Annotated in this window: 24 protein-coding genes, 1 other RNA gene and 1 pseudogene; 6 read left to right on the top strand and 20 right to left on the bottom strand. The window is 72.4% G+C overall.

The genetic code is table 11. The features are described from left to right. Nucleotides 1–93 precede the first annotated feature (93 nt). The 3 genes from ACQP0T_RS01410 to ACQP0T_RS01400 all read right to left on the bottom strand — a co-directional run bounded on the left by ACQP0T_RS01410 (nucleotide 94) and on the right by ACQP0T_RS01400 (nucleotide 1,407). A complete protein-coding gene (locus tag ACQP0T_RS01410) occupies nucleotides 94–663 on the bottom strand; it encodes a hypothetical protein (protein ID WP_433870930.1) in 570 nt (189 codons plus the stop codon). 108 nt (nucleotides 664–771) lie between these two features. Beyond that, nucleotides 772–1,092, bottom strand: coding sequence for a hypothetical protein (locus tag ACQP0T_RS01405; protein ID WP_433870929.1), 321 nt, complete (start codon nucleotides 1,090–1,092; stop codon nucleotides 772–774). 33 nt (nucleotides 1,093–1,125) lie between these two features. Then, nucleotides 1,126–1,407, bottom strand: coding sequence for a hypothetical protein (locus ACQP0T_RS01400; RefSeq protein WP_345359337.1), 282 nt, complete (start codon nucleotides 1,405–1,407; stop codon nucleotides 1,126–1,128). A 269-nt stretch (nucleotides 1,408–1,676) separates the two neighbouring features. Between ACQP0T_RS01400 and leuA the strand changes: the two genes are divergently transcribed. Continuing rightward, on the top strand, nucleotides 1,677–3,470 hold the full coding sequence (leuA, locus tag ACQP0T_RS01395) for a 2-isopropylmalate synthase (RefSeq protein ID WP_433870928.1): 1,794 nt from the start codon (nucleotides 1,677–1,679) through the stop codon (nucleotides 3,468–3,470). 315 nt (nucleotides 3,471–3,785) lie between these two features. Here the strand turns inward: leuA and ACQP0T_RS01390 are convergent, their stop codons facing one another. After that, nucleotides 3,786–5,063, bottom strand: a complete 1,278-nt coding sequence (locus tag ACQP0T_RS01390; RefSeq protein WP_433870927.1) for an ATP-grasp domain-containing protein — start codon at nucleotides 5,061–5,063, stop codon at nucleotides 3,786–3,788. Between the two features lie 620 nt (nucleotides 5,064–5,683). Here ACQP0T_RS01390 and ACQP0T_RS01385 point away from each other — a divergent pair. Further along, nucleotides 5,684–5,935 carry a hypothetical protein gene (locus ACQP0T_RS01385; RefSeq protein WP_433870926.1) on the top strand — a complete coding sequence of 84 codons (252 nt, stop codon included), beginning with the start codon at nucleotides 5,684–5,686 and terminating at the stop codon, nucleotides 5,933–5,935. Nucleotides 5,936–5,979: 44 nt separating this feature from the next. Here the strand turns inward: ACQP0T_RS01385 and ACQP0T_RS01380 are convergent, their stop codons facing one another. Continuing rightward, entirely contained in the window at nucleotides 5,980–6,879 is a 900-nt protein-coding gene (locus tag ACQP0T_RS01380; protein WP_345359349.1) for a LysR family transcriptional regulator, read from the bottom strand. Nucleotides 6,880–6,951: 72 nt separating this feature from the next. Between ACQP0T_RS01380 and ACQP0T_RS01375 the strand changes: the two genes are divergently transcribed. Continuing rightward, nucleotides 6,952–7,872 (top strand): EamA family transporter, encoded by a 921-nt coding sequence (locus ACQP0T_RS01375; RefSeq protein ID WP_433870925.1) that lies wholly within the window; start codon nucleotides 6,952–6,954, stop codon nucleotides 7,870–7,872. Here the strand turns inward: ACQP0T_RS01375 and ACQP0T_RS01370 are convergent. The 7 genes from ACQP0T_RS01370 to ACQP0T_RS01340 form a co-directional block, all read right to left on the bottom strand. Continuing rightward, nucleotides 7,869–8,000 (bottom strand): hypothetical protein, encoded by a 132-nt coding sequence (locus ACQP0T_RS01370; protein ID WP_345359355.1) that lies wholly within the window; start codon nucleotides 7,998–8,000, stop codon nucleotides 7,869–7,871. The genes ACQP0T_RS01375 and ACQP0T_RS01370 overlap by 4 nt on opposite strands. A gap of 275 nt (nucleotides 8,001–8,275) precedes the next feature. Further along, entirely contained in the window at nucleotides 8,276–9,322 is a 1,047-nt protein-coding gene (locus ACQP0T_RS01365) for an ABC transporter ATP-binding protein (protein ID WP_345359358.1), read from the bottom strand. Then, nucleotides 9,319–10,311 (bottom strand): ABC transporter ATP-binding protein, encoded by a 993-nt coding sequence (locus ACQP0T_RS01360; protein WP_433870924.1) that lies wholly within the window; start codon nucleotides 10,309–10,311, stop codon nucleotides 9,319–9,321. Before ACQP0T_RS01360 ends, ACQP0T_RS01365 begins: the two co-directional genes overlap by 4 nt. Before the next feature lie 13 nt (nucleotides 10,312–10,324). After that, complete coding sequence (locus tag ACQP0T_RS01355) at nucleotides 10,325–11,236, bottom strand: ABC transporter permease (RefSeq protein WP_433870923.1); 912 nt, start codon at nucleotides 11,234–11,236, stop codon at nucleotides 10,325–10,327. Between the two features lie 4 nt (nucleotides 11,237–11,240). After that, complete coding sequence (locus tag ACQP0T_RS01350; protein WP_433870922.1) at nucleotides 11,241–12,251, bottom strand: ABC transporter permease; 1,011 nt, start codon at nucleotides 12,249–12,251, stop codon at nucleotides 11,241–11,243. Nucleotides 12,252–12,330: 79 nt separating this feature from the next. After that, complete coding sequence (locus ACQP0T_RS01345) at nucleotides 12,331–14,016, bottom strand: ABC transporter substrate-binding protein (RefSeq protein WP_433870921.1); 1,686 nt, start codon at nucleotides 14,014–14,016, stop codon at nucleotides 12,331–12,333. A 278-nt stretch (nucleotides 14,017–14,294) separates the two neighbouring features. Continuing rightward, nucleotides 14,295–14,507 (bottom strand): hypothetical protein, encoded by a 213-nt coding sequence (locus ACQP0T_RS01340; protein WP_433870920.1) that lies wholly within the window; start codon nucleotides 14,505–14,507, stop codon nucleotides 14,295–14,297. Nucleotides 14,508–14,509: 2 nt separating this feature from the next. On the opposite strand from ACQP0T_RS01340, the gene ACQP0T_RS01335 reads away from it, so the two are divergent. Together ACQP0T_RS01335 and ACQP0T_RS01330 are read left to right on the top strand one after the other, a co-directional pair. Continuing rightward, nucleotides 14,510–14,836, top strand: coding sequence for a Scr1 family TA system antitoxin-like transcriptional regulator (locus tag ACQP0T_RS01335; protein WP_433873564.1), 327 nt, complete (start codon nucleotides 14,510–14,512; stop codon nucleotides 14,834–14,836). 2 nt (nucleotides 14,837–14,838) lie between these two features. Next, on the top strand, nucleotides 14,839–15,021 hold the full coding sequence (locus ACQP0T_RS01330; protein WP_433873562.1) for a DUF397 domain-containing protein: 183 nt from the start codon (nucleotides 14,839–14,841) through the stop codon (nucleotides 15,019–15,021). A 47-nt stretch (nucleotides 15,022–15,068) separates the two neighbouring features. Here the strand turns inward: ACQP0T_RS01330 and ACQP0T_RS01325 are convergent, their stop codons facing one another. Genes ACQP0T_RS01325 through ACQP0T_RS01315 form a run of 3 tightly spaced genes read right to left on the bottom strand, consistent with a single transcriptional unit; the run spans nucleotide 15,069 to nucleotide 16,601 of the window. Continuing rightward, a complete protein-coding gene (locus ACQP0T_RS01325; protein WP_433870919.1) occupies nucleotides 15,069–15,644 on the bottom strand; it encodes a uridine kinase family protein in 576 nt (191 codons plus the stop codon). Then, nucleotides 15,641–16,237: a recombination mediator RecR gene (gene recR / locus ACQP0T_RS01320; RefSeq protein ID WP_345359376.1), complete on the bottom strand. Its 597-nt coding sequence runs from the start codon at nucleotides 16,235–16,237 to the stop codon at nucleotides 15,641–15,643. Before recR ends, ACQP0T_RS01325 begins: the two co-directional genes overlap by 4 nt. Before the next feature lie 7 nt (nucleotides 16,238–16,244). Next, entirely contained in the window at nucleotides 16,245–16,601 is a 357-nt protein-coding gene (locus ACQP0T_RS01315) for a YbaB/EbfC family nucleoid-associated protein (RefSeq protein WP_433870918.1), read from the bottom strand. Between the two features lie 141 nt (nucleotides 16,602–16,742). On the opposite strand from ACQP0T_RS01315, the gene ACQP0T_RS01310 reads away from it, so the two are divergent. Further along, the gene (locus tag ACQP0T_RS01310; protein WP_433870917.1) at nucleotides 16,743–18,563 is read left to right on the top strand and encodes an alpha/beta fold hydrolase; all 1,821 of its coding nucleotides are present in this window, start codon (nucleotides 16,743–16,745) and stop codon (nucleotides 18,561–18,563) included. A 342-nt stretch (nucleotides 18,564–18,905) separates the two neighbouring features. Here the strand turns inward: ACQP0T_RS01310 and ACQP0T_RS01305 are convergent, their stop codons facing one another. From ACQP0T_RS01305 to ACQP0T_RS01285, 5 genes and pseudogenes are all read right to left on the bottom strand, one after another. Continuing rightward, complete coding sequence (locus ACQP0T_RS01305; protein WP_433870916.1) at nucleotides 18,906–19,625, bottom strand: hypothetical protein; 720 nt, start codon at nucleotides 19,623–19,625, stop codon at nucleotides 18,906–18,908. 68 nt (nucleotides 19,626–19,693) lie between these two features. Beyond that, nucleotides 19,694–21,145 (bottom strand): annotated as a pseudogene (locus tag ACQP0T_RS01300) (DNA polymerase III subunit gamma and tau); the annotation flags it as partial. 116 nt (nucleotides 21,146–21,261) lie between these two features. After that, an RNA gene (gene ffs, locus ACQP0T_RS01295) (signal recognition particle sRNA small type) lies at nucleotides 21,262–21,356 on the bottom strand. Nucleotides 21,357–21,420: 64 nt separating this feature from the next. Continuing rightward, nucleotides 21,421–22,047 (bottom strand): HAAS signaling domain-containing protein, encoded by a 627-nt coding sequence (locus ACQP0T_RS01290; protein WP_433870915.1) that lies wholly within the window; start codon nucleotides 22,045–22,047, stop codon nucleotides 21,421–21,423. Continuing rightward, nucleotides 22,044–22,388 (bottom strand): PadR family transcriptional regulator, encoded by a 345-nt coding sequence (locus tag ACQP0T_RS01285; protein ID WP_433870914.1) that lies wholly within the window; start codon nucleotides 22,386–22,388, stop codon nucleotides 22,044–22,046. Before ACQP0T_RS01285 ends, ACQP0T_RS01290 begins: the two co-directional genes overlap by 4 nt. Nucleotides 22,389–22,653: the final 265 nt, after the last annotated feature.

Raw genomic sequence — 22,653 nt, 5'->3', positions numbered from 1 at the left:
GAGGACTGCGGGGTGAGGGGCGGCCGTCGCTCTGGCCGCCCCTCACCGGGGCCCGGTCGGCGGCGGGTCCGCAGCGCCTGCCGACCGGGAGCCTCAGGTGGCGACCTTGCGCACCAGGCGGCCGAGCATGGTGCCGGCGAGCAGCCAGAGCACCGCGGCGCTGCCGGAGTTGAGGACCAGCCCGAGGGCCGGGTCGGCGGGCTGGAAGAGGTCGTCGACCAGGGCGGTCAGCGGCGGCGCGAGCACCCCGGTGAGGTGCGCGACGGTGTTGTGCGGGTTGGCGCCGCCGACCACCAGCACGGCGTGCACGACGAGCAGGACGGCGATCGCCGAGCCGATCCACTCCAGGACCCCGGCGATCACCCGGGCCCGCCGCGCCCGGCTGCGCTCCCGCTCCTGGGCGAGGGCGGCTTCGCCGTCGAGCATGGCGATCGGCGGCACGGCGGGCACCGGGCGGGCGGGCGCCTCGGCCTCCTCCGGCCGGACCACCGGGCTCAGCACCGTCGGGGTGGCCGGTTCGAGCTCGGCACCGGCCTCCGGCGGCTCCTCGGGGTTCGCGGAGTGGCGCGGGGTGGACGGCCTCGGGCGGGACGTGTGCACCGAACCCAGGGCGTTGCGCGGAATCGTGACCACCTGCGGTTCGGCGCGGGTCGCGGTCTGCATGATCACGAGACTCGCACGGCGTGGCGGCGGGGTCAGCGACGTCGCCGCCCGGGATCCCCAGCCCGCGCTTTCCGCCGCGTTATCCGCGCCCTAAATCGTGCGAATCGGCTACGCCAGCGCCTGCAGGACGCGCGCCGCGAGCGCGGAGGCGAGCAGCCAGAACAGCGCCGCGGCCCCGTAGTTCAGCAGCACTTCCAGCATCGGGTCCGCGGGCATGAACAGGTCCTGGAACCCCAGCGCCAGCGGTTCGGCCCAGGCTGCGATGAACCGGGTGATGCCGTTGTCGGGGTTGGCGGCGGCGATGGTCAGCACCACGTGGATCGCCAGCACCGCCGCGAACACCGTCCCGACCCAGCGCACGACCGCGGTGAGGATGCCCACGAAGCGCGCCCACGTCCGGCGCAGCTCGCCGGTTCGCTCCTGCGTCACACCATCGAGTGTGTCATCCGACAAGGGGCGGCGTCAGCCGAAGATCCGCCCGAGCAGGCCCGCGACCAGCACCCAGAACACCGCGGCCAGCCCGTAGTCGGCCAGCACCTGCAGCGTCGGGTTGCCCGCGTCGAGCAGGCCGGGGAAGAACACCGCGAGCGGCTCGGCGGCCCGCGCCACCGAGGTGGTCAGCCCGTTGGTCGCCTCGAAACCGGTCAGCACGAACACCGCGTGCAGCACCAGTACCGCGGCGAACACGAAGCCCACCGCGTTGAACAAGGTCGAGATCCCCGAGCGCTTCGTCTTCGCAGCCATGCGATCAAGTCTGCCGATGCCCCGGACCGGTGTGCGAGCGACCACCGGGGCCAATTTCGGCCTCCGCCGCGACCTGCGACGACACCGCGCGGCATCTCACACTGTGGACCCGGTGGTTGCGTGGTGGACGGCCGGTGCGGTTAGCCTGGGTCCGTGGCTCGCGCGCTCCTGCTTCGCCGCCGCGACGGGGTCAACTGACCGGCCCCTCGTCGCGGGGTTCGAACGCGCCGGTCTTCCGGCCCACGAATACCGAGCAGGAGCAGCCCCGCATGAGCATCCCGTCCGAGCACCAGGTCCCCTTCGCGGGCCAGGTCCGCACGCCGTCCCGCCCCGCCCCCGCCGATCAGGCGCCGTGGAACCCGCAGCGCGGCAGCTCGATGCCGTTCCACCGCTACCGGCCGTTCCACGAGGTCGTCGAGGACGTCTCGCTGCCCGACCGGACCTGGCCGGACCAGCGGATCACCCGCGCGCCGCTGTGGTGCGCGGTGGACTTGCGCGACGGCAACCAGGCGCTGATCGACCCGATGTCCCCGGCCCGCAAGCGGCGGATGTTCGACCTGCTGGTCGGCATGGGCTTCAAGGAGATCGAGGTCGGGTTCCCGGCGGCGAGCCAGACCGACTTCGACTTCGTCCGCGAGATCGTCGAGGACGGCGCGATCCCCGAGGACGTGCGCATCCAGGTGCTGACCCAGTGCCGCCCCGATCTGATCGAGCGCACCTTCGCCGCGCTGGAGGGCGCGCCGAAGGCCGTCGTGCACATCTACAACTCGACGTCGATCATCCAGCGGCGGGTGGTCTTCCGCGAGGAGCAGGAGGGCATCAAGAAGATCGCCACCACCGCCGCCGAGCTGGTCAAGGAGTACGCGGGCAAGTACCCGGACACCGACTTCCGGTTCCAGTACTCGCCGGAGTCCTACACCGGCACCGAGCTGTCCTACGCCGTCGAGGTGTGCGACGCGGTGACCGAGATCTGGCAGCCCACCCCGGAGCGCCCGGTCATCCTCAACCTGCCCGCGACCGTCGAGATGGCCACGCCCAACGTCTACGCCGACTCGATCGAGTGGATGCACCGCAACCTGGCCCGCCGCGACTCGGTGATCCTGTCGCTGCACCCGCACAACGACCGGGGCACCGGCGTGGCCGCCGCCGAGCTGGGCTACCAGGCCGGGGCGGACCGGATCGAGGGTTGCCTGTTCGGCAACGGCGAGCGCACCGGCAACGTCGACCTGGTCGCGCTGGGCATGAACCTGTTCAGCCAGGGCGTCGACCCGCAGCTGGACTTCTCCGACCTGGACCACATCAAGCGCACCGTGGAGCACTGCAACCAGCTGCCGGTACCGGAGCGCCAGCCGTGGGGCGGTGAGCTCGTCTACACCGCGTTCTCCGGCAGCCACCAGGACGCCATCAACAAGGGCCTGGACGCGCTGCGCGTCGAGGCCGAGCGGGCGGGCAACGCGGTCGACGACCACCCGTGGGAGGTGCCGTACCTGCCGATCGACCCGAAGGACGTGGGCCGCAGCTACGAGGCGGTGATCCGGGTCAACTCGCAGTCCGGCAAGGGCGGCGTCGCCTACATCATGAAGACCGAGCACCAGCTCGAACTGCCCCGCAAGCTGCAGATCGAGTTCTCCAAGGCGGTGCAGCAGCACACCGACACCGCGGGCGGCGAGGTCAGCCCGTCCGCCATGTGGACCGCGTTCTCCCGCGAGTACCTGGAGGCGACCGCCCCGCTGAAGCTGGTCCGGCAGCGCTTCTCCGGCGGCGAGGACGGCACCGAGTCGATCACCGCGACCGTCGTCGTGGACGGCGAGGAGCAGGAGATCACCGGCACCGGCAACGGTCCGCTGTCGGCGTTCGTCGACGCGCTGAGCAGCATCGGCTACGACGTGCGCGTGATGGACTACAACGAGCACGCGCTCACCTCGGGCGACGACGCCCGCGCCGCGACCTACCTGGAGTGCGGCGTCGACGGCGAGGTCTTCTGGGGCGTCGGCATCGACACCTCGACGGTGACCGCGGCCCTGCGCGCAGCAGTCTCCGCGGTCAACCGAGCCCACCGCTGACCCGGCCGGGCCTCAGCTGAGGGGCGCCCTTGTCCCAGCAACTCGGGTGAGAGCGCCCCTCACCGCACCAAGACTTCCCCACAAGGCCCCGCACCCACACGCCATCCGCAACCACCGTCAGGCAAGCGGCGCCAGCCGCTTCCGCACTACCCCACCCTGGCAACCGGCACCGCCGCGGGTTCTCAGCTGTCTTCTCGCGAGGACGCCCTGATGCCGTGTATGGCGATCCATCAAGAAGGGCGCCCGGAGCGAGAAGGCAGCTGAGGTTCCGCCACCGGCACCGCTCCGCAACAGGACCACGGACACCCAAAAACCTCAGTCGTACTCGAAGTTGAGGGCTTGGCTGCACCTCCGGAACTTCTCCTCCAGGTCGGCCTCGTCGCGGGCGCCGATGAACACGTCGGCCAGCTCGTAGCTGTAGCTGTCCTGACCGGGGAGGTCGGACAGGCGGTCGCCTTCGGCGGGGATGATCGCGATGGCCGTCCCGGGCACGTCCCGCTGGACCTGCTCGATCTCCTCCGCGGTCGGCACCCGGCGCACCACGCCGTCGGCGAAGCGGCGCAGGAAGCACTTGCCCGCGAAGTCGTGCTCGCCCGCGCGGTGCGGCAGTTCCGGGTCCTCGCCGAGGGCGAGGCCGACCATGCACTGGTGGTTCGGCACGCCGTCGACGGCCTCGAACAGCCGGGCGTGGGACTGGGACAGCCGGGGATTGATCTCCAGCAGGTTGATCGCCCCGGTGTCGCGGTCCCAGAAGTACTCGATGTTGAAGGTGCTCTCGTCGAGCCCGATCCGCTCCAGCACCCGGGTCGAGATGTCGATCAGCCGATCGGTGACCTCGGCCGGGAGCCGCGACGGGTACTGGTAGCGCAGGAAGCTCGACGTGCCTTCGTAGTTGAGCGAGTCGATCACGCCCTGCACGCGGACCTCGCCGCGGTGCACGTAGCCCTCCACGGTGGCCTGCTCACCGCCCACGGCGGCCTCCGCCAGGCACGCCTGCCCGCCGACCTCGGCGATTTCCGGCGGCAGGTCGAGCATCCCGAGCACGTGGTCGAACGGCTGCCCGACCCGGCCGATGCCCGCCCGGATCCGCTCCACGGCGTCGGCGAACTCCGCCTCGTCGTGCACCTTGTAGGCGAGGTCGGAGGAGAACGACTTGACCGGCTTGAGCCACATCGGGAAGCCGACCTCCGGCGGCGGCTTCGGGTCGGCCTCCAGGTCGACGATGCCGAACGCCGGATGGGCGTCGGTGACCTTCTGCTGCTCCAGCCGGCTCCAGTACTTGTGCTCGCAGGTCACCACGGCCCGCAGCGAGGTGGTCGGCAGGCCGAGGCGCTCGCACAGGATCGGCACCATCGAGCTGACCGGGAAGTCCCAGTAGCCGATGATCGCGTCCACCGAGCCGTCGAACCCGTCGAGCTGCCGCTGCGCCTCGTCGAGCAGCGCGGGGAAGTCGATCTCGTCGGATTCGGTGAGATCGGCCACGCTCAGCAGCGGGTGGAACCGGTATCGCGACAAGTGGGGCAAGTCGTGCAGGGCGTGCAGGTTGACCTCGTCGAGGCCCAGGACGAACACGTTGGCCGGCAACCCAGCCACCTCCTCCAGCACAGGAACATCGCGCAGGCACGTGGCTGAACCTGGTCACCCGCCTAACTACCCAACTCGCCCCCGGTCTAGTCACCCACGTCGACCACGCCGACGGATCCGCCTCGGATGCGACATCCGGCGGTCGGAAATCAGCCCTGGATCGGGCACCGGACTCGACCAAAGACGGTAGTGCGGCGACCGCCCCGCTGTGAGACTGATGAGCACGTCGTGCGGACATCCGCTGCCCGCACGACCGGTCCGGGGGGACTCGAAGGGGGAGGCGGAGGGCGCGGCCCGGCTCCACCGCGAGCCGCTCACCCGCCCGCCCTCCGCCCACTTCCCCGACTCCCATCCACGGATTCCCACTCCCCGGACGTCCGGCCCGCGGACTCCCCGCTCCGCGCCACCCGGCCCCGCCCGCACCGAGCCGTCCGGCACGGAAGCCCTGAAGCCGCGCCACCCGTTCGATACCTGAGTGCGGGGAACCTCACTCGGATCAGCGCCCGCCCGCAGCGCGCCCGGGACAGGCGAAAGGTCCGGATCACCACTCGTTCGGAGCACCCGACTTGATGCCCCGCCCGCCGCGCGGTTCAGTCAAGCACCGACAACCCCGGTGCAGAGGTGTGACGATGTGGCCGACCGAAGATCCGACCGAACAGCTCCGGTGGCGCATCCCGTGCACCACCCCGCACGGCGAGCAGGGCACGGTGACCGTCCTGGTGATGGGCGACCGGATCGCGCTGGTGCTGCCGCCCGGTGACACGCTGGTGTTCACCGCCGACGAGGCCGTCGACGTCGCGAACCTCCTGGAGAACGCCGCCGGGCACACCATCCCCGTGCAGGCCGACGGCCGGACCGAACGCCCCCCGACGCCGACCTGAGCCGAACCCGGCTCGCGGGCCCGGCGGGACCGGGCCGCGGGCCGTCAGCAGGCGGTGACGTCGGCGGCTTCGGCGAGCAGCGCGTCGAGGACGACCCGGACGGCGGGCCGCTCGGTGGCGCCGCGGCGGGCGAGCACTTCGACGTTGCGCCCGGCGCGCACCCCGGCCAGCGGGCGCAGCACCAGCCGCGACCGGTCGGCGGTGTGCCGGGGCAGCAGGGCGACGCCGTGGCCGTCGGCGACCAGCGATTCGGTGACCCGGAAGTCGTTGATGCGCTGCACCACGGTCGGCCGGACCCCGGTGCGCACCGCGAGCGAGCGCAGCACGTCGTCGACCGGGAACCCGACGTCGACGCTGAGCCACGGTTCGGCGACCAGGTCGGTGAGCTCGACGCGCTCGCGGGCGGCGAGCCGGTGCCCCGGCGGCAGCGCCACGTCCAGCGGCTCGCGCAGCACCGGGGTGATCTCCATCCGCGCGTCGTCGAACGGCGGTGCGTGGTCGTCGCGGTGCGCCACCACCAGGTCGAAGTCGGCGGTGAGGCCGGGCACCTGCGTCGGGGTCATGTCCACGTCGCGGCACTCCAGCCGGACGGTGGGGTGCGCGGCCATCCGCCGCAGCAGTCCGGGCAGCAGCAGGTACGCCCCGGACGGGAAGATCGCGATCCGCACCCCGCCGCGCGGGGTGGCGCGGTAGGTGTTCAGTTCCGCCTCGGCGCGGTCGAGGGCGGCGAGGATCTCGTCGGCGCGGGCGGCCAGCGACCGCCCGGCGTCGGTGAGCCGCAGGCCGCGGCCGGCCGGTTCGGTGAGGGGCACGCCGACCTCGGCCTGCAAGGCGCGGAGCTGCTGGGACACCGCCGACGGGGTGTAGGACAGCGCGGCGGCGACCGCGGCGATGGTCCCCCGGTCGGCGAACTCGCGCAGCAGTCTCAGCCTCCGGACGTCCATGAAGGAACCCTACATGGACGGTGCACATACCGTCGCTTGTTCTTCACGGACGCAGGCCGCAGGCTCGATGCCGTGAACAGAGCCGACCGCTTGCTCGCCTGCGTCGTCGCCCTGCTGTGGGGGTTCAACTTCATCGCGATCGACTTCGCGCTGCGCCACTTCCCGCCGATCTTCTTCGCCGGGCTGCGCTTCGCCGTGCTGCTGGTCCCGGTGCTGCTGCTGGTGCCGCGCCCCCGGGTCGAGTGGCGGTGGCTGCTCGGCTACGGCCTGTGCTTCGGCACCTTGCAGTTCGTCTTCCTGTTCATCGCGATGGACGTCGGGATGCCGACCGGGCTGGCCTCGCTGGTGCAGCAGGCGTCCGCGCCGTTCACCGTGGTGCTCGGCGCGCTGCTGCTGCGGGAGCGGATCGGCGGTCGGCAGCTCGTCGGCATCGCGATCGCGGTGCTCGGGATGGCCGCGATCGCCTGGCACCGGGCGCAGACCGCCGCGCTGCTGCCCGTGCTGATCACCTTGTGCGGCGCGCTGTCCTGGGCGTTCGGCAACCTCTGCGCGCGCAAGGCCGCCGCGCCGAACCCGCTGCACCTGTCGCTGTGGATCGCGGTCGTACCGCCGCTGCCGATGTTCGCGCTGTCCGCCGCGATCGAAGGACCGTCGACCGGCTGGCACGCGCTCGCCACGGCGTTCACCAGCGTCGACGGACTGGCCGCGCTCGGCGGCCTGGCCTACACCGCCGGGATCGCCACGGTGGTCGGCGCCGGGTTGTGGACGGTGCTGATGAACCGGCACCCGGCCAGCTCGGTGGCACCGTTCGCCCTGCTGGTGCCGGTGGTCGGCTTCGCCGCCGCGTGGCTGGTGCTCGGCGAGCGCCCGCACCCGGTGGAGCTCACCGCCGGGGCGGTGGTGGTGCTCGGCGTGCTGTTCGGCAGCCTCCGGCGCCGCCCGCCGGAGCTCCGGTCCACCGGTCCGCGCGAACCCGTGGCCGCCGAGCCCTAGTGGGCGCGGGTCTGGGAGCTCTCGAAGTCCGGATTGCACACGTGCAGGCCGTCGCCCTCCGGGCAGGCGTAGACGACCAGCACGCCGCCCGACCCCTCGACCAGCCGCCGCGCCGTCGGTTCGTCCAACAGCGCTCGGAAATCACAGCCAGAGCAACGTGGTGCACTGCTGTATCGCACTAGGTCAACGCCTCCCGGTCGAACGCGGCACTCCGGTGAGCGACCAACCTACTCGGTCGAAGATCACCCCGGGTCCACTTCGGCCCGACCCGCCCGGACCGGCGGACCTCCGGAGCGCGGTGACCGGAAGGTTCCCCCACCGCACCGACCACGAGCCCTCACCCGTTCGAGAGCTGAGTGAGGGGCACCTTCATCCGGCATAGTCGGATGAAGGTGCCCCTCACTCAAGCGACGGTGGTGGGCGCGGCGGGGTCGGCGGTGGTGGGGGTGAGGCTGCCCGCCTCGATCTCCTCGGCGTAGTGGCAGGCGACGCGGTGGCCGGGGCGGAGTTCGCGCAGCACCGGGCGTTCGGTGTCGCAGCGGGACTGCTGGCGCCACGGGCAGCGGGTGTGGAAGCGGCAGCCGGTCGGCGGCGCCGCCGGGGACGGCAGGTCGCCGGAGAGCAGGATCTGCTCCCGCTCGTCCTCCACCACCGGGTCCGGCACCGGCACCGCGGACAGCAGCGCGCGGGTGTAGGGGTGCAGCGGCGCGGCGTAGAGGGAGTCGGAATCCGCCTCCTCCACCACCCCGCCCAGGTACATCACGCCGACCCGGTCGGCGATGTGCCGCACCACGGCGAGGTCGTGCGCGATCACCAGGTAGGTCAGGCCGAATTCCTGCTGGAGGTCCTCCAGCAGGTTCACCACCTGGGCCTGCACCGAGACGTCGAGCGCGGAGACCGGCTCGTCGGCGACGATGAGGTCCGGTCCGACCGACAGCGCGCGGGCGATGCCGATCCGCTGGCGCTGACCGCCGGAGAACTCGTGCGGGTACTTGCGCAGCGCGGTGGTGGGCATCCCGACGGCGTCGAGCAGTTCGCGCAGCCGCTCGTCGGTGCGCTGCCGGTCCTGGTCGAGCCCGTGCGCCCGCAGCCCCTCGACCAGCAGCGACCGCACGGACTGGCGCGGGTCCAGGGAGGACAGCGGGTCCTGGAAGACCATCTGCATCCGCCGCCGCATCCGGCGCAGCGGCTCGCCCTTCATCCCGGACAGGTCGGTGCCGTCGAACACCACCCGGCCCCCGGTCGGCTTCTCCAGCCGCAGCACGGCGCGGCCGAGGGTGGACTTGCCGCAGCCGGATTCGCCGACCAGCCCGTAGGTCTCGCCGCGCCGGATGCGCAGCGACACCCCGTCCACCGCGTAGACGTGGCCGATGGTGCGGTCCAGCACCACGCCGCGCTTGATCGGGAAGTGCACCGCGAGGTCGTCGACCTCCACCAGGGTCTCGGTCATGACAGCTCCACCATCGGGTCTTCCCGCACCGGGTTGTGGCAGCGCAGCAGGCGGGAACCGACGTCGACGGAGACGTCCGGGGTGACCTGCTCGCACCGCTCCAGGGCGTTCGGGCAACGCGGGCAGAACGCGCACCCGGTGTCCCACGGGATGTTGTCGGCCACCGAGCCCCGGATCGTGGCCAGCCGCTCACCGCGCGGCGCGTCCAACCGGGGCACCGAGGCCAGCAGGCCCGCGGTGTAGGGGTGGCGGGGCCGGGCGAACAGGTCGTGCCGGGCGGCCCGCTCCACCACCCGGCCCGCGTAGAGCACGTTCACCTCGTCGCAGAGCCCGGCGACCACTCCGAGGTCGTGCGTGATCATGATCAGCGCGGTGTCGGTGCCCGCGACGAGTTCGGCGAGCAGCGCGAGGATCTGCGCCTGGATGGTGACGTCCAGCGCGGTGGTCGGCTCGTCGGCGATGAGCAGCCGGGGGCGGCAGGCCAGCGCCATCGCGATCAGCGCGCGCTGCCGCATCCCGCCGGAGAGCTGGTGCGGGTACTCCTTGAGCCGCCGCGTCGGGTCGGGGATGCCGACCCGCTGGAGCAATTCGGCGGCCTCGGGCATCGCCTTCTTGCGCGGCAGCCCGCGGTGCCGCTCGATGACCTCGGCGACCTGCAGGCCGATCGGCACCACCGGGTTCAGCGAGCTCAACGGGTCCTGGAACACCATGCCCAGGTCGCGCCCGCGCCGCTGGTCGAGCTGCTTGGGGCTCAGCCCCAGCAGGTCGGTGCCGTCGAAGCGCACCGAACCGGTGACCTCCGCGCCGTGCTCCGGCAGCAGCCCCATGATCGCCAGCGAGGTCACCGACTTGCCGCAGCCGGACTCGCCGACCAGCCCGACCGTGCGGCCGGGTTCGACGTCGAAGGAGATGCCGTCCACGGCGGTGGTCGGCGGTTCGCCCTTGCGCGCGAAGACCACCGACAGGTCGCGGACTTCCAGTAGTGCCATGGTGCTCCGTCCTTCAGCGCCGGCGCTTCGGGTCCAGCGCGTCCCGCAGCGATTCGCCCACCAACGTGAAGCCCAGGGCGACGACGATGATGCAGCCGGCGGGCCAGAAGGCGAGCTGCGGGTGCGAATCGATGATGTTCTGCGCCCCGCCGAGCATCTGCCCCCACTCCGGGATCGAGTCGTCGGCGGCGCCGAGGCCGAGGAACGACAGCGCGGCGGCGTCGATGATGGCCACCGCCAGCACCAGCGTGGCCTGCACGATCACCGGGCCGAGCGCGTTGGGCAGCATGTGGCGGAACACGATCGCGCCCTCCTTGATGCCCAGCGCCCGCGCCGCGAGCACGTGATCGCTGGACCGCTGCGCGAGCATGGTGCCGCGCAGCAGCCGGGCGAAGATGGGCACCTGCACGATCGCCACCGCGAGGATCACGGTGAACTGGGTCTGGCTGGCGAACAGCGCGCCGATCGACACCGCCAGCAGCAACGACGGCACCGACAGCATCACGTCGACCGCGCGCATCACCACCGAGTCCACCCAGCCGCCGAACGCCCCGGCGAGGATGCCCAGCAGCAGCCCGCCGCCGAGCCCGATCACCGTCGCCAGCACCGCCACCAGCAGCGTCTGCTGGGAACCGAGCAGCAGCCGGGAGAACAGGTCCCGCCCGTACTGGTCGCCGCCGAGCGGATACCCGTCCTGCGGCGGCGGGATCACGTTGTCGGCGCGCGAGACCTGGTCCTCCAGCAGCCGCAGCGCCGGGTCGTGCGGGGCGAGCAGCGGTGCGGTCACCGCGACCAGCACGAACAGCCCGATGATCGAGGCGCCGACGAGGAACACCGGGCTGCGCTTGAGCCGCCGCCAGGCCGAGGCGGTGAGGCTCACGCCGGAGTCGGAGAGCGCGTCGATCCGCTGGGTCTTGGTCACCATGCGATCACCGGGTCCGGAGTCGGGGGTCGATCAGCGCGTAGGTCAGGTCGACCAGCAGGTTGACCAGCACGTAGACCATCGCCGCGGCCAGGATCACCACTTGGAGCACCGGGAAGTCCTTGCGCTGGAAGCCGATCGCCACCGCCTGCCCGATGCCGGAGATGTTGAAGACGCGCTCGGTGAGCACCGCCCCGGCCAGCAGCGCGCCGGTCTGCAGGCCGATCGTGGTGACCACCGGCAGCATCGCGTTGTGCAGCACGTGCCGGGTGCGGACCACCATCGCCGACAGGCCCTTGGCCCGCGCGGTGCGCACGTAGTCCTCGTCGACGACGTCGAGCACCGCGGCCCGCGTGATCCGGAAGATCACCGCGAACGGGATGGTGGCCAGCGCGATGGCGGGCAGCACCAGGTGCACCAGCGCGTTCCACGCCGCGTCGAACTCGCGGGTGAGGATGCCGTCGAGGATGTAGAAGCCGGTGACCCGGGTGGCGTCGATCCCGGTGTCCTGGCGGCCGGAGACCGGCAGCACGCCCAGCTCGATGGCGAACACGTACTTCAGCAGGAACGCCGAGAAGAACACCGGCACCGCCACGCCGACCAGCGACGAGGTGATGGTCAGGTTGTCCAGCCAGGTGCCGCGGCGGCGGGCGGCCAGGTAGCCGAGCGGGACCCCGACGGCCACGGCCAGCAGCAGCGCCAGGATGGACAGCTCCAGCGTCGCCGGGAAGCGGGTCAGGAAGACCTCCAGCGCCGGGGTGCCGCGCTGCACCCCGGTGGAGGTGCCGAAGTCACCGCTGATCGCGCGTTCCAGGAACTTCCAGTACTGCACGATCAGCGGCTGGTCCATGCCGAGCTGGGCCTCCAGCTGGGCGCGGGCCTCCGGGGTGGCGCGGTCCCCGAGCAGCGCCGACACCGGCCCGCCGGGCAGCAGCCGCAGCCACCCGAACAGCAGCATCGACAGCACCACGACGACCAGCACGAGCTGGGCCAGCCGTCGAACCGTGAAGCGGAGCACTGATCCCCCGTCGAAGTCGTCCCGGCGGTCGCACCCGGTGCGGTGCGACCGCCTCCCGCCGTCCCTCAGGCCCCGCCGATCACCCCGAGATGCTGACCGAGGCGAACTCCTCGGCGGTCAGCGGCGAGGGCACCAGTCCCTCGACCTCGGGGCTGACCACGATGGCCGGCGGCGAGTGCGACAGCGGCACCGCGGGCAGGTACTCCGACAGCAGCCGCCGGTTGATGTCCTGGTACATCGCGTTCCGCCGGTTCTCGTCGGGCTCGCTGTCGGCGGCCCGGAGCTGGGCGGCGAGGTCCTCGCCCCACGGCGAGGAGGCGGTGTGGAACCGGTTGGTGGTGGTGCCGAAGAACGTGCCGATGAAGTTGTCCGGCGTGTTGTAGTCACCGGTCCAGCCCAGCAGGAACAGGTCGGCGCGGGCGTTGTCCACGTCGTCGATGTAGCCGCCGTTCCACGGCTTGCTCACCGGGTTGACCGTGATGCCGACGGCGCGCAGGTCCTCGGCGAGGCTGTTGTAGATGCCCTGCGGGTCCGGCATGTACGGCCGGGTCACCTCGGTGGGCCAGTAGAAGTTCACGGTGAGGTCCGGGTGGCCGGCCTCGGCGAGGAGCTGCCGGGCGCGCTCCGGGTCGTGCGGGTACTTCTGCACGTCCTCGGCGTAGCCGTCGACGGTGTCCGGGTAGAACTGGGTCGCGACCTCGGCGCCGTCCGGCAGCGCCGCCTGCACCAGCGTCTCGCGGTCCACCGCGTAGGCCAGCGCCTGCCGCACCCGCAGGTCCTGCAACGCCGGGTTGTTCTTCTGGGTGATGCCCAGGTACATGATGTTGAACGGGTCGCGGACCATGACGTTGTTGCCCGCGTCGCGCAGCGACTGCAGGTCGGCGGCGTTGGGGAAGTCGTAGCCGTCGATGCTGCCCGCCTGCAGCTCCTGCTTGCGGACCGTCTCGTCCGGGATGATCCGGAAGATCAGCTCGTCGAGCTTGGCCTTCTCGCCCCAGTAGTCCTCGTTGCGGCTCAGCGTGATGGTGCCGTTGCCCTGGTCGTAGCCGGTGAAGGTGAACGGCCCGGTGCCGGTGGGGTGGGCCTTGGCGTACTCGGGGTAGACGAAGCTGTCGCCCTGGGCGCGCACGTCGTTGGCCCGGTAGGTCTCCATCGCGGTCGGCGACTGCATGGAGAACGACGGCAGCCCGAGCAGGTCGGGGAACTTCGAGGTCGCCCGGGTGAGGTGCACGATCGCCGTGGTCGGGTTCGGCGCCTCGCAGGACTCGTAGAGCGAGGGCTGCTGCCCGTCGGCGAAGCCGCCGAAGTTCTCGATCCAGTAGTACGACAGCGCCTGGTTCTGGCCCGCGCCGGTCTGGTGGTACCAGCGCTCGAAGTTCGCGCAGACCGCCGCGGCGTTGAAGTCGGTGCCGTCGTGGAACTTCACGCCCTCCCGGAGCGTGAACGTCCAGTCGAGACCGTCCGGGCTGTGCTCCCACTCGGTCGCCAGTTCCGGCTCGACGTCGGCGGTGCCCGGCTTGAACCCGACCAGGCCCTCCATGATCTGCCGGGTGACGCGGAAGGTCTCGCCGTCGGAGGCGTAGAACGGGTCGAACAGGTTCGGCGCGCCCGCGGCCCCGAAGGTCAGCGTGCCGCCCTCACCGCCCCCGGCGGCGTCGCGTTCGGACTCCGCGCACGCGGCCAACGACACGGTCAGCGCGGCGGCGAGGCCCGCTGTCACGAACCGGCGCCGCGCACCGCGACCGGTCGACGGAGCTCTACTCATCGGTGCACCTCGGGATGTGGCTCAGGTCTCAGAGTGCTCGTGAGAGTAGCCCGCGTTCCGGCCCGTTCCAGGCCACCGAAGGTTACGATCGAGATACTTAGGGTCACCTAACACAACGTCGCATCCGCTCAGCTCACGCCACTGGTCGCCACCCGTACGGATGCATCGCTGGTCACACCCCCGATGATCGTCCACACCGGACTCCCGCAGGCGCGCGCCGAAGCCGCCGGGCGCTCGCCGAGTTGGCGCAAATACGACAACCCCGACCGACCCGGACGTCAGAGCCGCCGAAGGCCGTCGAGGACGCGCCGCAGCACCACGGCGTCGCGGGAGCACCCGACCTCGACCAATTCGTAGCGCGGCGCGGGCACTCGCGGGAGTACGCGAGTGGGCTCGTCGGCGAGCGCATCGGCGAGATCACCGCGCAGCGTCAGCCGCCGCGGAACCCGCGCGGGCCGCTCCGCCCGAGGACTCCGGCCAGCCCCGGTCACGGCTGCGGCTTCGTCCCGACACCGCGCGATCACTGCGCCACCTGACCACGCTCGCGGAAGCGGACAACGTGGTGATCCGCGTGATCCCGATGGGCTTGCAGCGGTGGACATTGGCCCACGAAGGAACGTTCGCGCTCTACTCGTTCGCGAAAGCCGCTCCCATCGTGCAGTTGGAGCACTTCCAGGGTCCGGCCTTCGTCCACGACAAGAAGGATTTGGACCTCTACCGCAAGGCCGTGGATACGCTTCAGAGCGAGGCCATGAGCAACGTCGAATCGACCGCGCTCCTGGCCACCACCGTCGAACAACTCGAAGGGGGCCGGCCGTGACGATGCCGACAGGGTGGAGGAAGGCGAGCTACTCCGGGCAGAACGCGGGATGCGTCGAGGTCGGCCGGGTCGGTGGCGGCGCCGCCGTGCGCGACACCAAGGACCGCGCCGCCGGGTACCTCACCGCCACCCGCGACCAGTGGGCCCGTTTCATCGAAGCGATCAACACCGACCGCTACCGCTGACCCCATCGTGAACTGGGTGAGGGGAACCCTGTAGTACAGGGTGCCCCTCACTCGGATCGATCGGTCAGGTGCGGGGCGTCGACGACGAGGTCCGCGCGGGCTCGGGTGTCGTCGGTGGTGAACCAGCGGCGCTCGAAGTGCTGCCAGCGGCGCAGCTCGGCGCGGGTCTGCTCGCCGTCCCGGGCCACCGCGCGCTCCAGGCGCAGCGCCGGGTCGGGGAGCTCGACCCAGATCGCGAGGGAGAGGTCCGGCGCCACCTCGCGGCGGGCCGCCGACATGCCCTCCACCACGAGCACGTCCGGGACCGGCACCGCCACCCGGGCGCCGGGGCGCGGTCGGCCGTCCGGCCACTCGATGCGCCGGTAGCCGCCGGGCTCGCCGCGCCGCAGCGGGTCCAGCACGCCGGTGGCCAGGCGCGGCCACCAGTCCACCGGGTCGTCCCAGGTCGCGAAGTCGTCGGTGGGCACCAACGCGACCGCGAGCCCGGTCAGCTCCGCGACCAGCCGCCGGGCGAAGACCGTCTTGCCCGAGCCCGACGGCCCGTCCACCGCCACCAGCCGCACCCCGCCGAGCCTCGGCGGCGCGGCCCGGACCAGCTCCGCCGCGCGACCGGCCGCGCTCACACCGCGCGGCGGCCGGACAGCGCGCGGGTCAACGTCAGCTCGTCGGCGAACTCCAGGTCACCGCCCATCGGCAGCCCGGAGGCCAGCCGGGTGACGTTGAGCCCCGGGAAGTCCCGCAGCATCCGCACCAGGTACGTCGCGGTCGCCTCGCCCTCGGTGTTCGGGTCGGTCGCGATGATCACCTCGGTGATCCCGTCGCTGCCGATCCGCGCCATCAGCTCGCGCACCCGCAGCTGATCGGGCCCCACCCCGGACAACGGGTCCAGCGCCCCGCCGAGCACGTGGTAGCGGCCCTTGAACTCGCGGGTCCGCTCCACCGCGAGCACGTCCTTGGGTTCCTCCACCACGCACACCACGGCCGGATCGCGGCGGCTGTCGCCGCAGATCCGGCAGGTGGTCTCCGCCGAGACGTTGCCGCAGACGTCGCAGAACACCACACCTTCCTTCACCTTCTGCAGGGACTCCTGCAACCGGGTGACGTCGGCGGGCTCGGCCGCCAGCAGGTGGAAGGCGATGCGCTGCGCGCTCTTGGGACCGACGCCCGGCAACCGGCCGAGCTCGTCGATCAGGTCCTGAACGGGTCCTTCGTACACCCGGCGCTCACAGCCCCGACATGCCGAGACCACCCAGGTCCGGGCCCGCACCGCCGCCGAGCGCATTGGTCATCGGGCCCATCTTCTCGGCCTGGAGCTCCTGCGCCGCCCGGTTGGCGTCCCGCACCGCCGCGACGACCAGGTCCGCCAGCGTCTCGGTGTCCTCCGGATCGGCGGCCTTCGGGTCGATCGACATCGACTTCAGCTCGCCCGCGCCGCTGACCACGGCCGTGACCAGCCCGCCACCCGCCGTGCCGCTCACCTCCGCGGACTGCAGCTCCTGCTGCGCGGTCATGAGCTGCTGCTGCATCTTCTGCGCCTGCTCCATGATCTGCTGCATGTTCGGCTGGCCACCAGGTTGCACCGTGGTCCTCCTCCGGCTCCGGGCGCCCGCAGCGCCTGCACGGGTTACCCCACCAGCCTAGACGTGCCCGCCGACCGCTCGTCCGCACGGCCACCGCGCACGACGTTCCGGACCGGCCTCCGGCGTGACAAGGTGGCTCCCATGGGGCTGGACATCGTGCGGTTGCTGGAACTGACCGGCTGGCGGGCCTTCGACGTCGACGACCGGGGACGCGTGCTCGCCGGGTCGGACGAAACCGGCTCGGTCCAGCTCGTGGAGCTCAGCGGCGAGGCGCGCACCCCGCTGACCGAGCTGACCGGCGCGGTCAGCGGCCGCTACCTGCCGGGCGAGCGCGCGGTGGTGGTGCAGCACGACACCGACGGCGACGAGCGCACCCAGCTCTCCCTGCTGCGGCTCGACGAGGAACGCACCGGGCCGGCGACGCTCGACGACCTCGAACCGGTGGTGCGCGACCCGGAGCACGTGCACCGGCTGGTCGGGGTGCTGCCCGGCCGCATCGTCTACGCCACCAACCGGCGCGACGACGTCGACTTCGACGTGGTGATCCGCAACCTCGACACCGGCGAGGAAGCCGTCGTCTACGACGGGGGCGGGATGGTGCTCGACGTGGCGCTCTCCCCGGGCAGCCGCTACGTCGCGGTCACCATCCCGGCGGTGCGCGCGCTGTCCGACCAGCTCGTCGTGGTCGACACCATGCCCGCGACCGCCTCCGGGCGCATCAGCCCGCTCACCGAGCGCACCGAGCACGCGCGGTTCACCACCCCCGGCTGGCCGGACGACGAGACGCTGATTGTCACCAGCAACGCCGACCGGGACCGCACCGGCATCACCCGGATCGACCGGCGCAGCGGCGAGCGCACCTGGCTGATCACCGCCGAGGAGCACGACCTCACCGGCTGGCTGTCCCCGGACGGCACCGCGCTGCTGGTGCACGCCAACGACGACGGGGTGAGCCGACTCGCGCTGCACGACGCCACCACCGGGGAGCTGCGGCACCGGGTCCCGCTGCCCCGCGACGGGTGGTGCGGGTTCCCGCTGCCCGCACCGGTCTGGTCCCCCGACTCCCGGCACATCGCGCTGTCGTTCTCCGCCCCCGACGTGCCCGGCGACGCAGTGGTGGTCGACGCCGCCACCGGCGCGGCGCGCCCGGTCACCGACTCCACCGCGCAGCTCGCCGACGCCGACCTCGCCGTCCCCGAGGTCCACCGGGCACCGAGCCGGGACGGCCAGCGGATCCCCTGCTTCGTCTACTCCCCCACCGACCCCGACCCGGAACTGGCCGGATCGAGCGTGCTGGTGATCCACGGCGGGCCGGAGAGCCAGTCGGTGCGCGCGTTCAGCCCGATCGTGCAAGCGCTCGTCGGGCGCGGCCACCACGTGCTGGTGCCGAACGTGCGGGGCTCCACCGGCTACGGCAAGCGCTGGTACTCCGCCGACGACGGCCGCGACCGGCTCGAATCCGTCGCCGACCTCGCCGACCTGCACGACTGGCTGGCCGAACTCGGGCTCGACCCGGACCGCGCCGCGCTGTGGGGCGGCTCCTACGGCGGGTACATGGTGCTCGCCGGGCTGGCGTTCCAGCCCGAGCGCTGGGCCGCCGGGGTGGACATCGTCGGCATCTCGTCGCTGGTGACGTTCCTGAACAACACCGCACGCTACCGCCGCGCCCACCGCGAGCGGGAGTACGGCACGCTGGCCACCGACGCCGACTTCCTCCAGCGGGCCTCCCCGCTGAGCCGGGCCACGGCGATCGCGGCGCCGCTGTTCGCGCTGCACGGCGCCAACGACCCGCGCGTCCCGCTGTCCGAGACCGAGCAGATCACCGAGGCGGTGCGCGCCAAGGGCGTGGAATGCGAGCTGCTGGTCTACGACGACGAGGGGCACGGCCTGGCCAAGCGCGCCAACCGCCTCGACGCCTACCCCAAGGCGCTGGCCTTCCTCGCCCGCCACCTCGCCCGCTGACCCCCGGTACGCAGGCGAGGACCGCCTTTCACCGATGAGCTCCGCAGCGGCGCCAACCGGTGCGCGGGAAGCCGCTCGACGACGTACCGGGCACGGCCACGGCGGCGCGGCCGTCCCGGCGGGAATCCCGCCGATCCGCCGCGGTGCGAGCTGGGCGCCGCACCGCGCAGCGCCTCCACCGTCCTCCGCAGGGAGCCCTCACCCGAACGTGACCTGGGTGAGGGGCCCCTTGTCCCAGTTACTTGGGCAAGGGTGCCCCTCACTCGGTTCCCGAAAGGGTTAGGCGGGGTCTTTCGTCACCCGGAGGGGTTTTGAGTGCCCCTCACTCGGTTCACGGACGGGTCAGTCGTCGACCTTGCGGGCGCCGAGCTCCCGGGAGAGGAGGTCGACCGCTTCCGCCTCGACGTCGCGGGCGGGCGCCACCGGGCCGTCCACCGGGGAGGACCCGGCCAGCATCGCCTCCGCGTCCTCCTCCTCGTCCGGGACCTCGGGGACCGGGGCGGGTGGTTCCGGTGGCGGCGGGATGTCGTCCGGCGGCGGTTCCTCGTCCGGTGGCTCCGGCGGGGGCGGGATGTCGTCCGGTTCCGGCGGGCGCGGGACCGTGGCGCGTCCGGCGGTCGCCCTCGCGCCGTTGCCGTTCTGGCCCGCGCCGGGGCTGCCGGTGTTCGGCTTGGCGTGGCCGTTTGTGCTGTGGCTGTTGGTGCTGTTGCCGTTCGCTTGGCCGTTGCCGTTCGCGTTGCCGTTCGCTTGGCCGTTCTGGGAGCGGCGTTGCGGGGGTTCCCGGCGCGGGGCGGCCTGCTTCGGGGCGGGCCGTGCCGGGGCGGCGCCCGCCTCGACGCAGTGCACCTCCCAGTCGCCCTCGCCGAGGACCGAGGCCAGCGCGGCCTTGACGAACTCCAGCCGCCGTTGCTGGGCGAGCTGCTTGACCAGGCCGGACGTCGGCATCGACAGCACCAGGGTGGTGTCCTGGAGGTCCTGCACGGTGGCGTTGAGCAGCAGCGCCTGGGTCGGCCGGTTGCGCTCGGCGACCGCCCGCAGCACCTCGGTCCAGACCCGGCGCACCTCGGCGGCGTCGGCGCCCGCGGTCGATGCGGCGCCCGCGGTCGATGCGGCGGGCTCGGTCGCGGCGGCCGGCTCGGGAGCCGGAGCCGGGCTCGGCTGCTGCCCGTTCCCCGCGGAACCGTCCCGGGCCGCCGCCGGGGCCTGCGGGCTCGGCGTGCGGGATTCCGGCTGCGCGGCTTCCTCCGGCGCCTTCTCCGCCTGCTCGGGCTGCCGCTCCGGTTGCTGGGCCGCCGGTTGCTGGGGAGCTGGTTGCTGCTGCTCCGGTTGTTGGGGGGCCGATTGCTGGGGGCCGGGGGCTCGGCGGCGGGGGCCTCGGGCTCGGCGGTCTGCGCGGCGCGCTCGTGGGGGCGCTGGAAGACGCGCTTCGGCTTCTGCTCACCGGCGGGCGCGGGCTCGCCGGGCTCGGCCGCGGGCGTGCCGGGCGCGATGGTCATCCGGTTCTCGACCCGCTCCAGGCGTTGCAGCACGGCGACGTCCGCGGCGGACACGGCGGGCAGCAGCATCCGGGCGCAGAGCAGTTCGAGCAGCAGCCGGGGCGCGGTGGCCCCGCGCATCTCGGTGAGGCCGGTGTGCACGATCTCCGCGCAGCGGGTCAGCGTCGCCGCGCCCAGCCGCTCGGCCTGGCTGGTCATCCGGGTGAGCTCCTCGCCGGAGACGTCGACCAGGCCGCGCTGGGCCGCGTCCGGGACGGTGTGCAGCAGCACCAGGTCGCGGAGCCGGTCGAGCAGGTCGGAGGCGAAGCGGCGGGGATCGTGCCCGGCCTCCACCAGCCGATCCACCGTGCCGTACACCGCGGCGCCGTCCTCGGCGGCCAGCGCGTCGACCATGTCGTCGATCAGCGCCACGTCGGTGACCCCGAGCAGCGCCACCGCGCGCTCGTAGGTGACGCCCTGCTCGCCCGCCCCGGCGACGAGCTGGTCCAGCACGCTGAGGGTGTCCCGGGCCGAGCCGCCGCCCGCGCGGATGAGCAGCGGGTGCACCGCCGGTTCGATCCGCACGCCCTCGTCCTGGCAGATCCGGTCCACCAGCTCGCGCATCACGCCCGGCGGCATCAGCCGGAACGGGTAGTGGTGGGTGCGGGAGCGGATGGTGGTGAGCACCTTGTCCGGCTCGGTGGTGGCGAAGATGAAGATCAGGTGCTCGGGCGGTTCCTCGACGATCTTCAGCAGGGCGTTGAAGCCCTGCGTGGTGACCATGTGGGCCTCGTCGATGATGAAGATCCGGTACCGCGACTGGGCGGGGGCGAAGAAGGCGCGATCGCGCAGCTCGCGGGTGTCGTCCACGCCGCCGTGGCTGGCCGCGTCGAGCTCCACCACGTCGACGCTGCCCGCGCCCTCGGGCGCCAGCGCCGCGCAGGAGTCGCACTCGCCGCACGGATCGGCGGTCGGCCCCTGGGCGCAGTTCAGCGAGCGGGCCAGGATGCGGGCGCTGGAGGTCTTGCCGCAGCCGCGCGGGCCGGAGAACAGGTAGGCGTGGTTGATCCGCCCCGAAGCCAGCGCGGTCCGCAGCGGCTCGGTCACGTGGTCCTGCCCGGCGACCTCGGCGAAGGTCGCCGGCCGGTACTTGCGGTAGAGGGCGAGCGCCACGGTGGAAACCCTACGCGGTGCGGCGGACAGGACTGGTCGACCCCAGGAAAGTAAGGGGACCCCGTGCACCCGCCAGAGCCCGCTTACCCTTGCTGCCTTCCGGCCCTGGGGGAGTTCACAGGATGGACGCCGCACGAGGTCCGCGTTCAGTGTACCCATGCCGCGGGCGGGCACGACACGGGGCCCCGATCGCCCGAGTCGTCGACCGCTCAGCCCCGGGCGGCGAACCAGAGCTTGCCGATGGCCACGACGTAGAGCAGGCCGAGGACGCCTTGGACGCAGAAGGAGACGAGGTTGACCGTGAAGTAGACGTCTCCGGTGGGCAGGTAGCAGAGTTCGCACACCACCAGCGCCACCGGCCAGGACGCGAGCAGCAACACCTTCTGCCGCCCCGACCACGAGCGGTTCAGCGCCACCAGCGCCGAACCGCTGATCCACGCCATGGCCGAGAGCAGGACGGCGGCGAAGTGCGCGGCCCCGGGCACCGACCAGTCGGCGTTCTCGTCGAAACCGGCCGACAGGCTGACCAGGCCGCCCACCAGGAAGGTGAGGGCCCCGGCACCCGCCAGCAGGGCGCAGGCCACCGCCGCGGCCAGGACGGAGCCCTGGCGAGCAGATCCGGTCTCGACCCCCGCCTCGGCGGCGATCGCCTCGGGGGTGCCCATGCGGGCGAGCGCGGCATCGACGGTCGCGGCGTCCGCGTCCGGACCCACGCTGGCATCGAGGTGTTCGTGTGCCCCGGCTAGCACGTCCCTGCGCACGGCGGCAGGGGCGTGCCGCAGCCGCTTGTCCAGCTCGTCGAGGTAGGTGGTCACGCGAGGATGGGTCTTGGTCACGGCTGGCCTCCTGTCATCGCGGAGTCGACGGCGCTGCGGAAGGCGGACCAGGTGGAGCGGAAGGTCGCCAGCGCCGCCCTCCCTTCGGCGGTGAGCGAGTAGTAGCGACGCGGTGGACCGGACGAGGACTTCACCTGGCTCGTCTCGACGAGCCCTTGCCGCCGGAGGCGGGCGAGCAGGGGGTACAGCGTGCCCTCGCTCTGCAGCAGGACGTCGTGGGCGCCGAGCTTGCGCGCGATGTCGAGCCCGTAGAGCGGCTCGGTCTCGATCATCGCCAGGATGCAGTGCTCCAGCACACCACGACGCAGGTGGGTGAGCACCGCACTCCCGTCCAGAACCATGCCTCGCAAGGTACCGGCAAGATCATCGGGCCGCAACGGCGTCGGGTCCCACGGCGCCGGGATGCGGACGCCCGGCCGCGGCACCACCGCACTTCCACACCGGCCCAACTGAGGACGCGCGAACCGCCGAAGCGGTTCCACGCGACCGTTCCGCCCCCGGCGAGCCGCCCGGCCGATCCGGCCGCGGGCGCGCTCGTCGGCCGCACGCACCGGCACCGTCGCCGAGCGCCGCGCCGGATCACCGCGCCACCCCGTCGCCCCAGCT

Origin of the sequence: Saccharopolyspora sp. CA-218241 (genome assembly GCF_050954615.1) — a bacterium.
In the GTDB taxonomy this organism is placed as follows: Bacteria; Actinomycetota; Actinomycetes; order Mycobacteriales; family Pseudonocardiaceae; genus Saccharopolyspora; species Saccharopolyspora cebuensis.
This window is presented reverse-complemented; position numbering and strand designations above follow the sequence as displayed.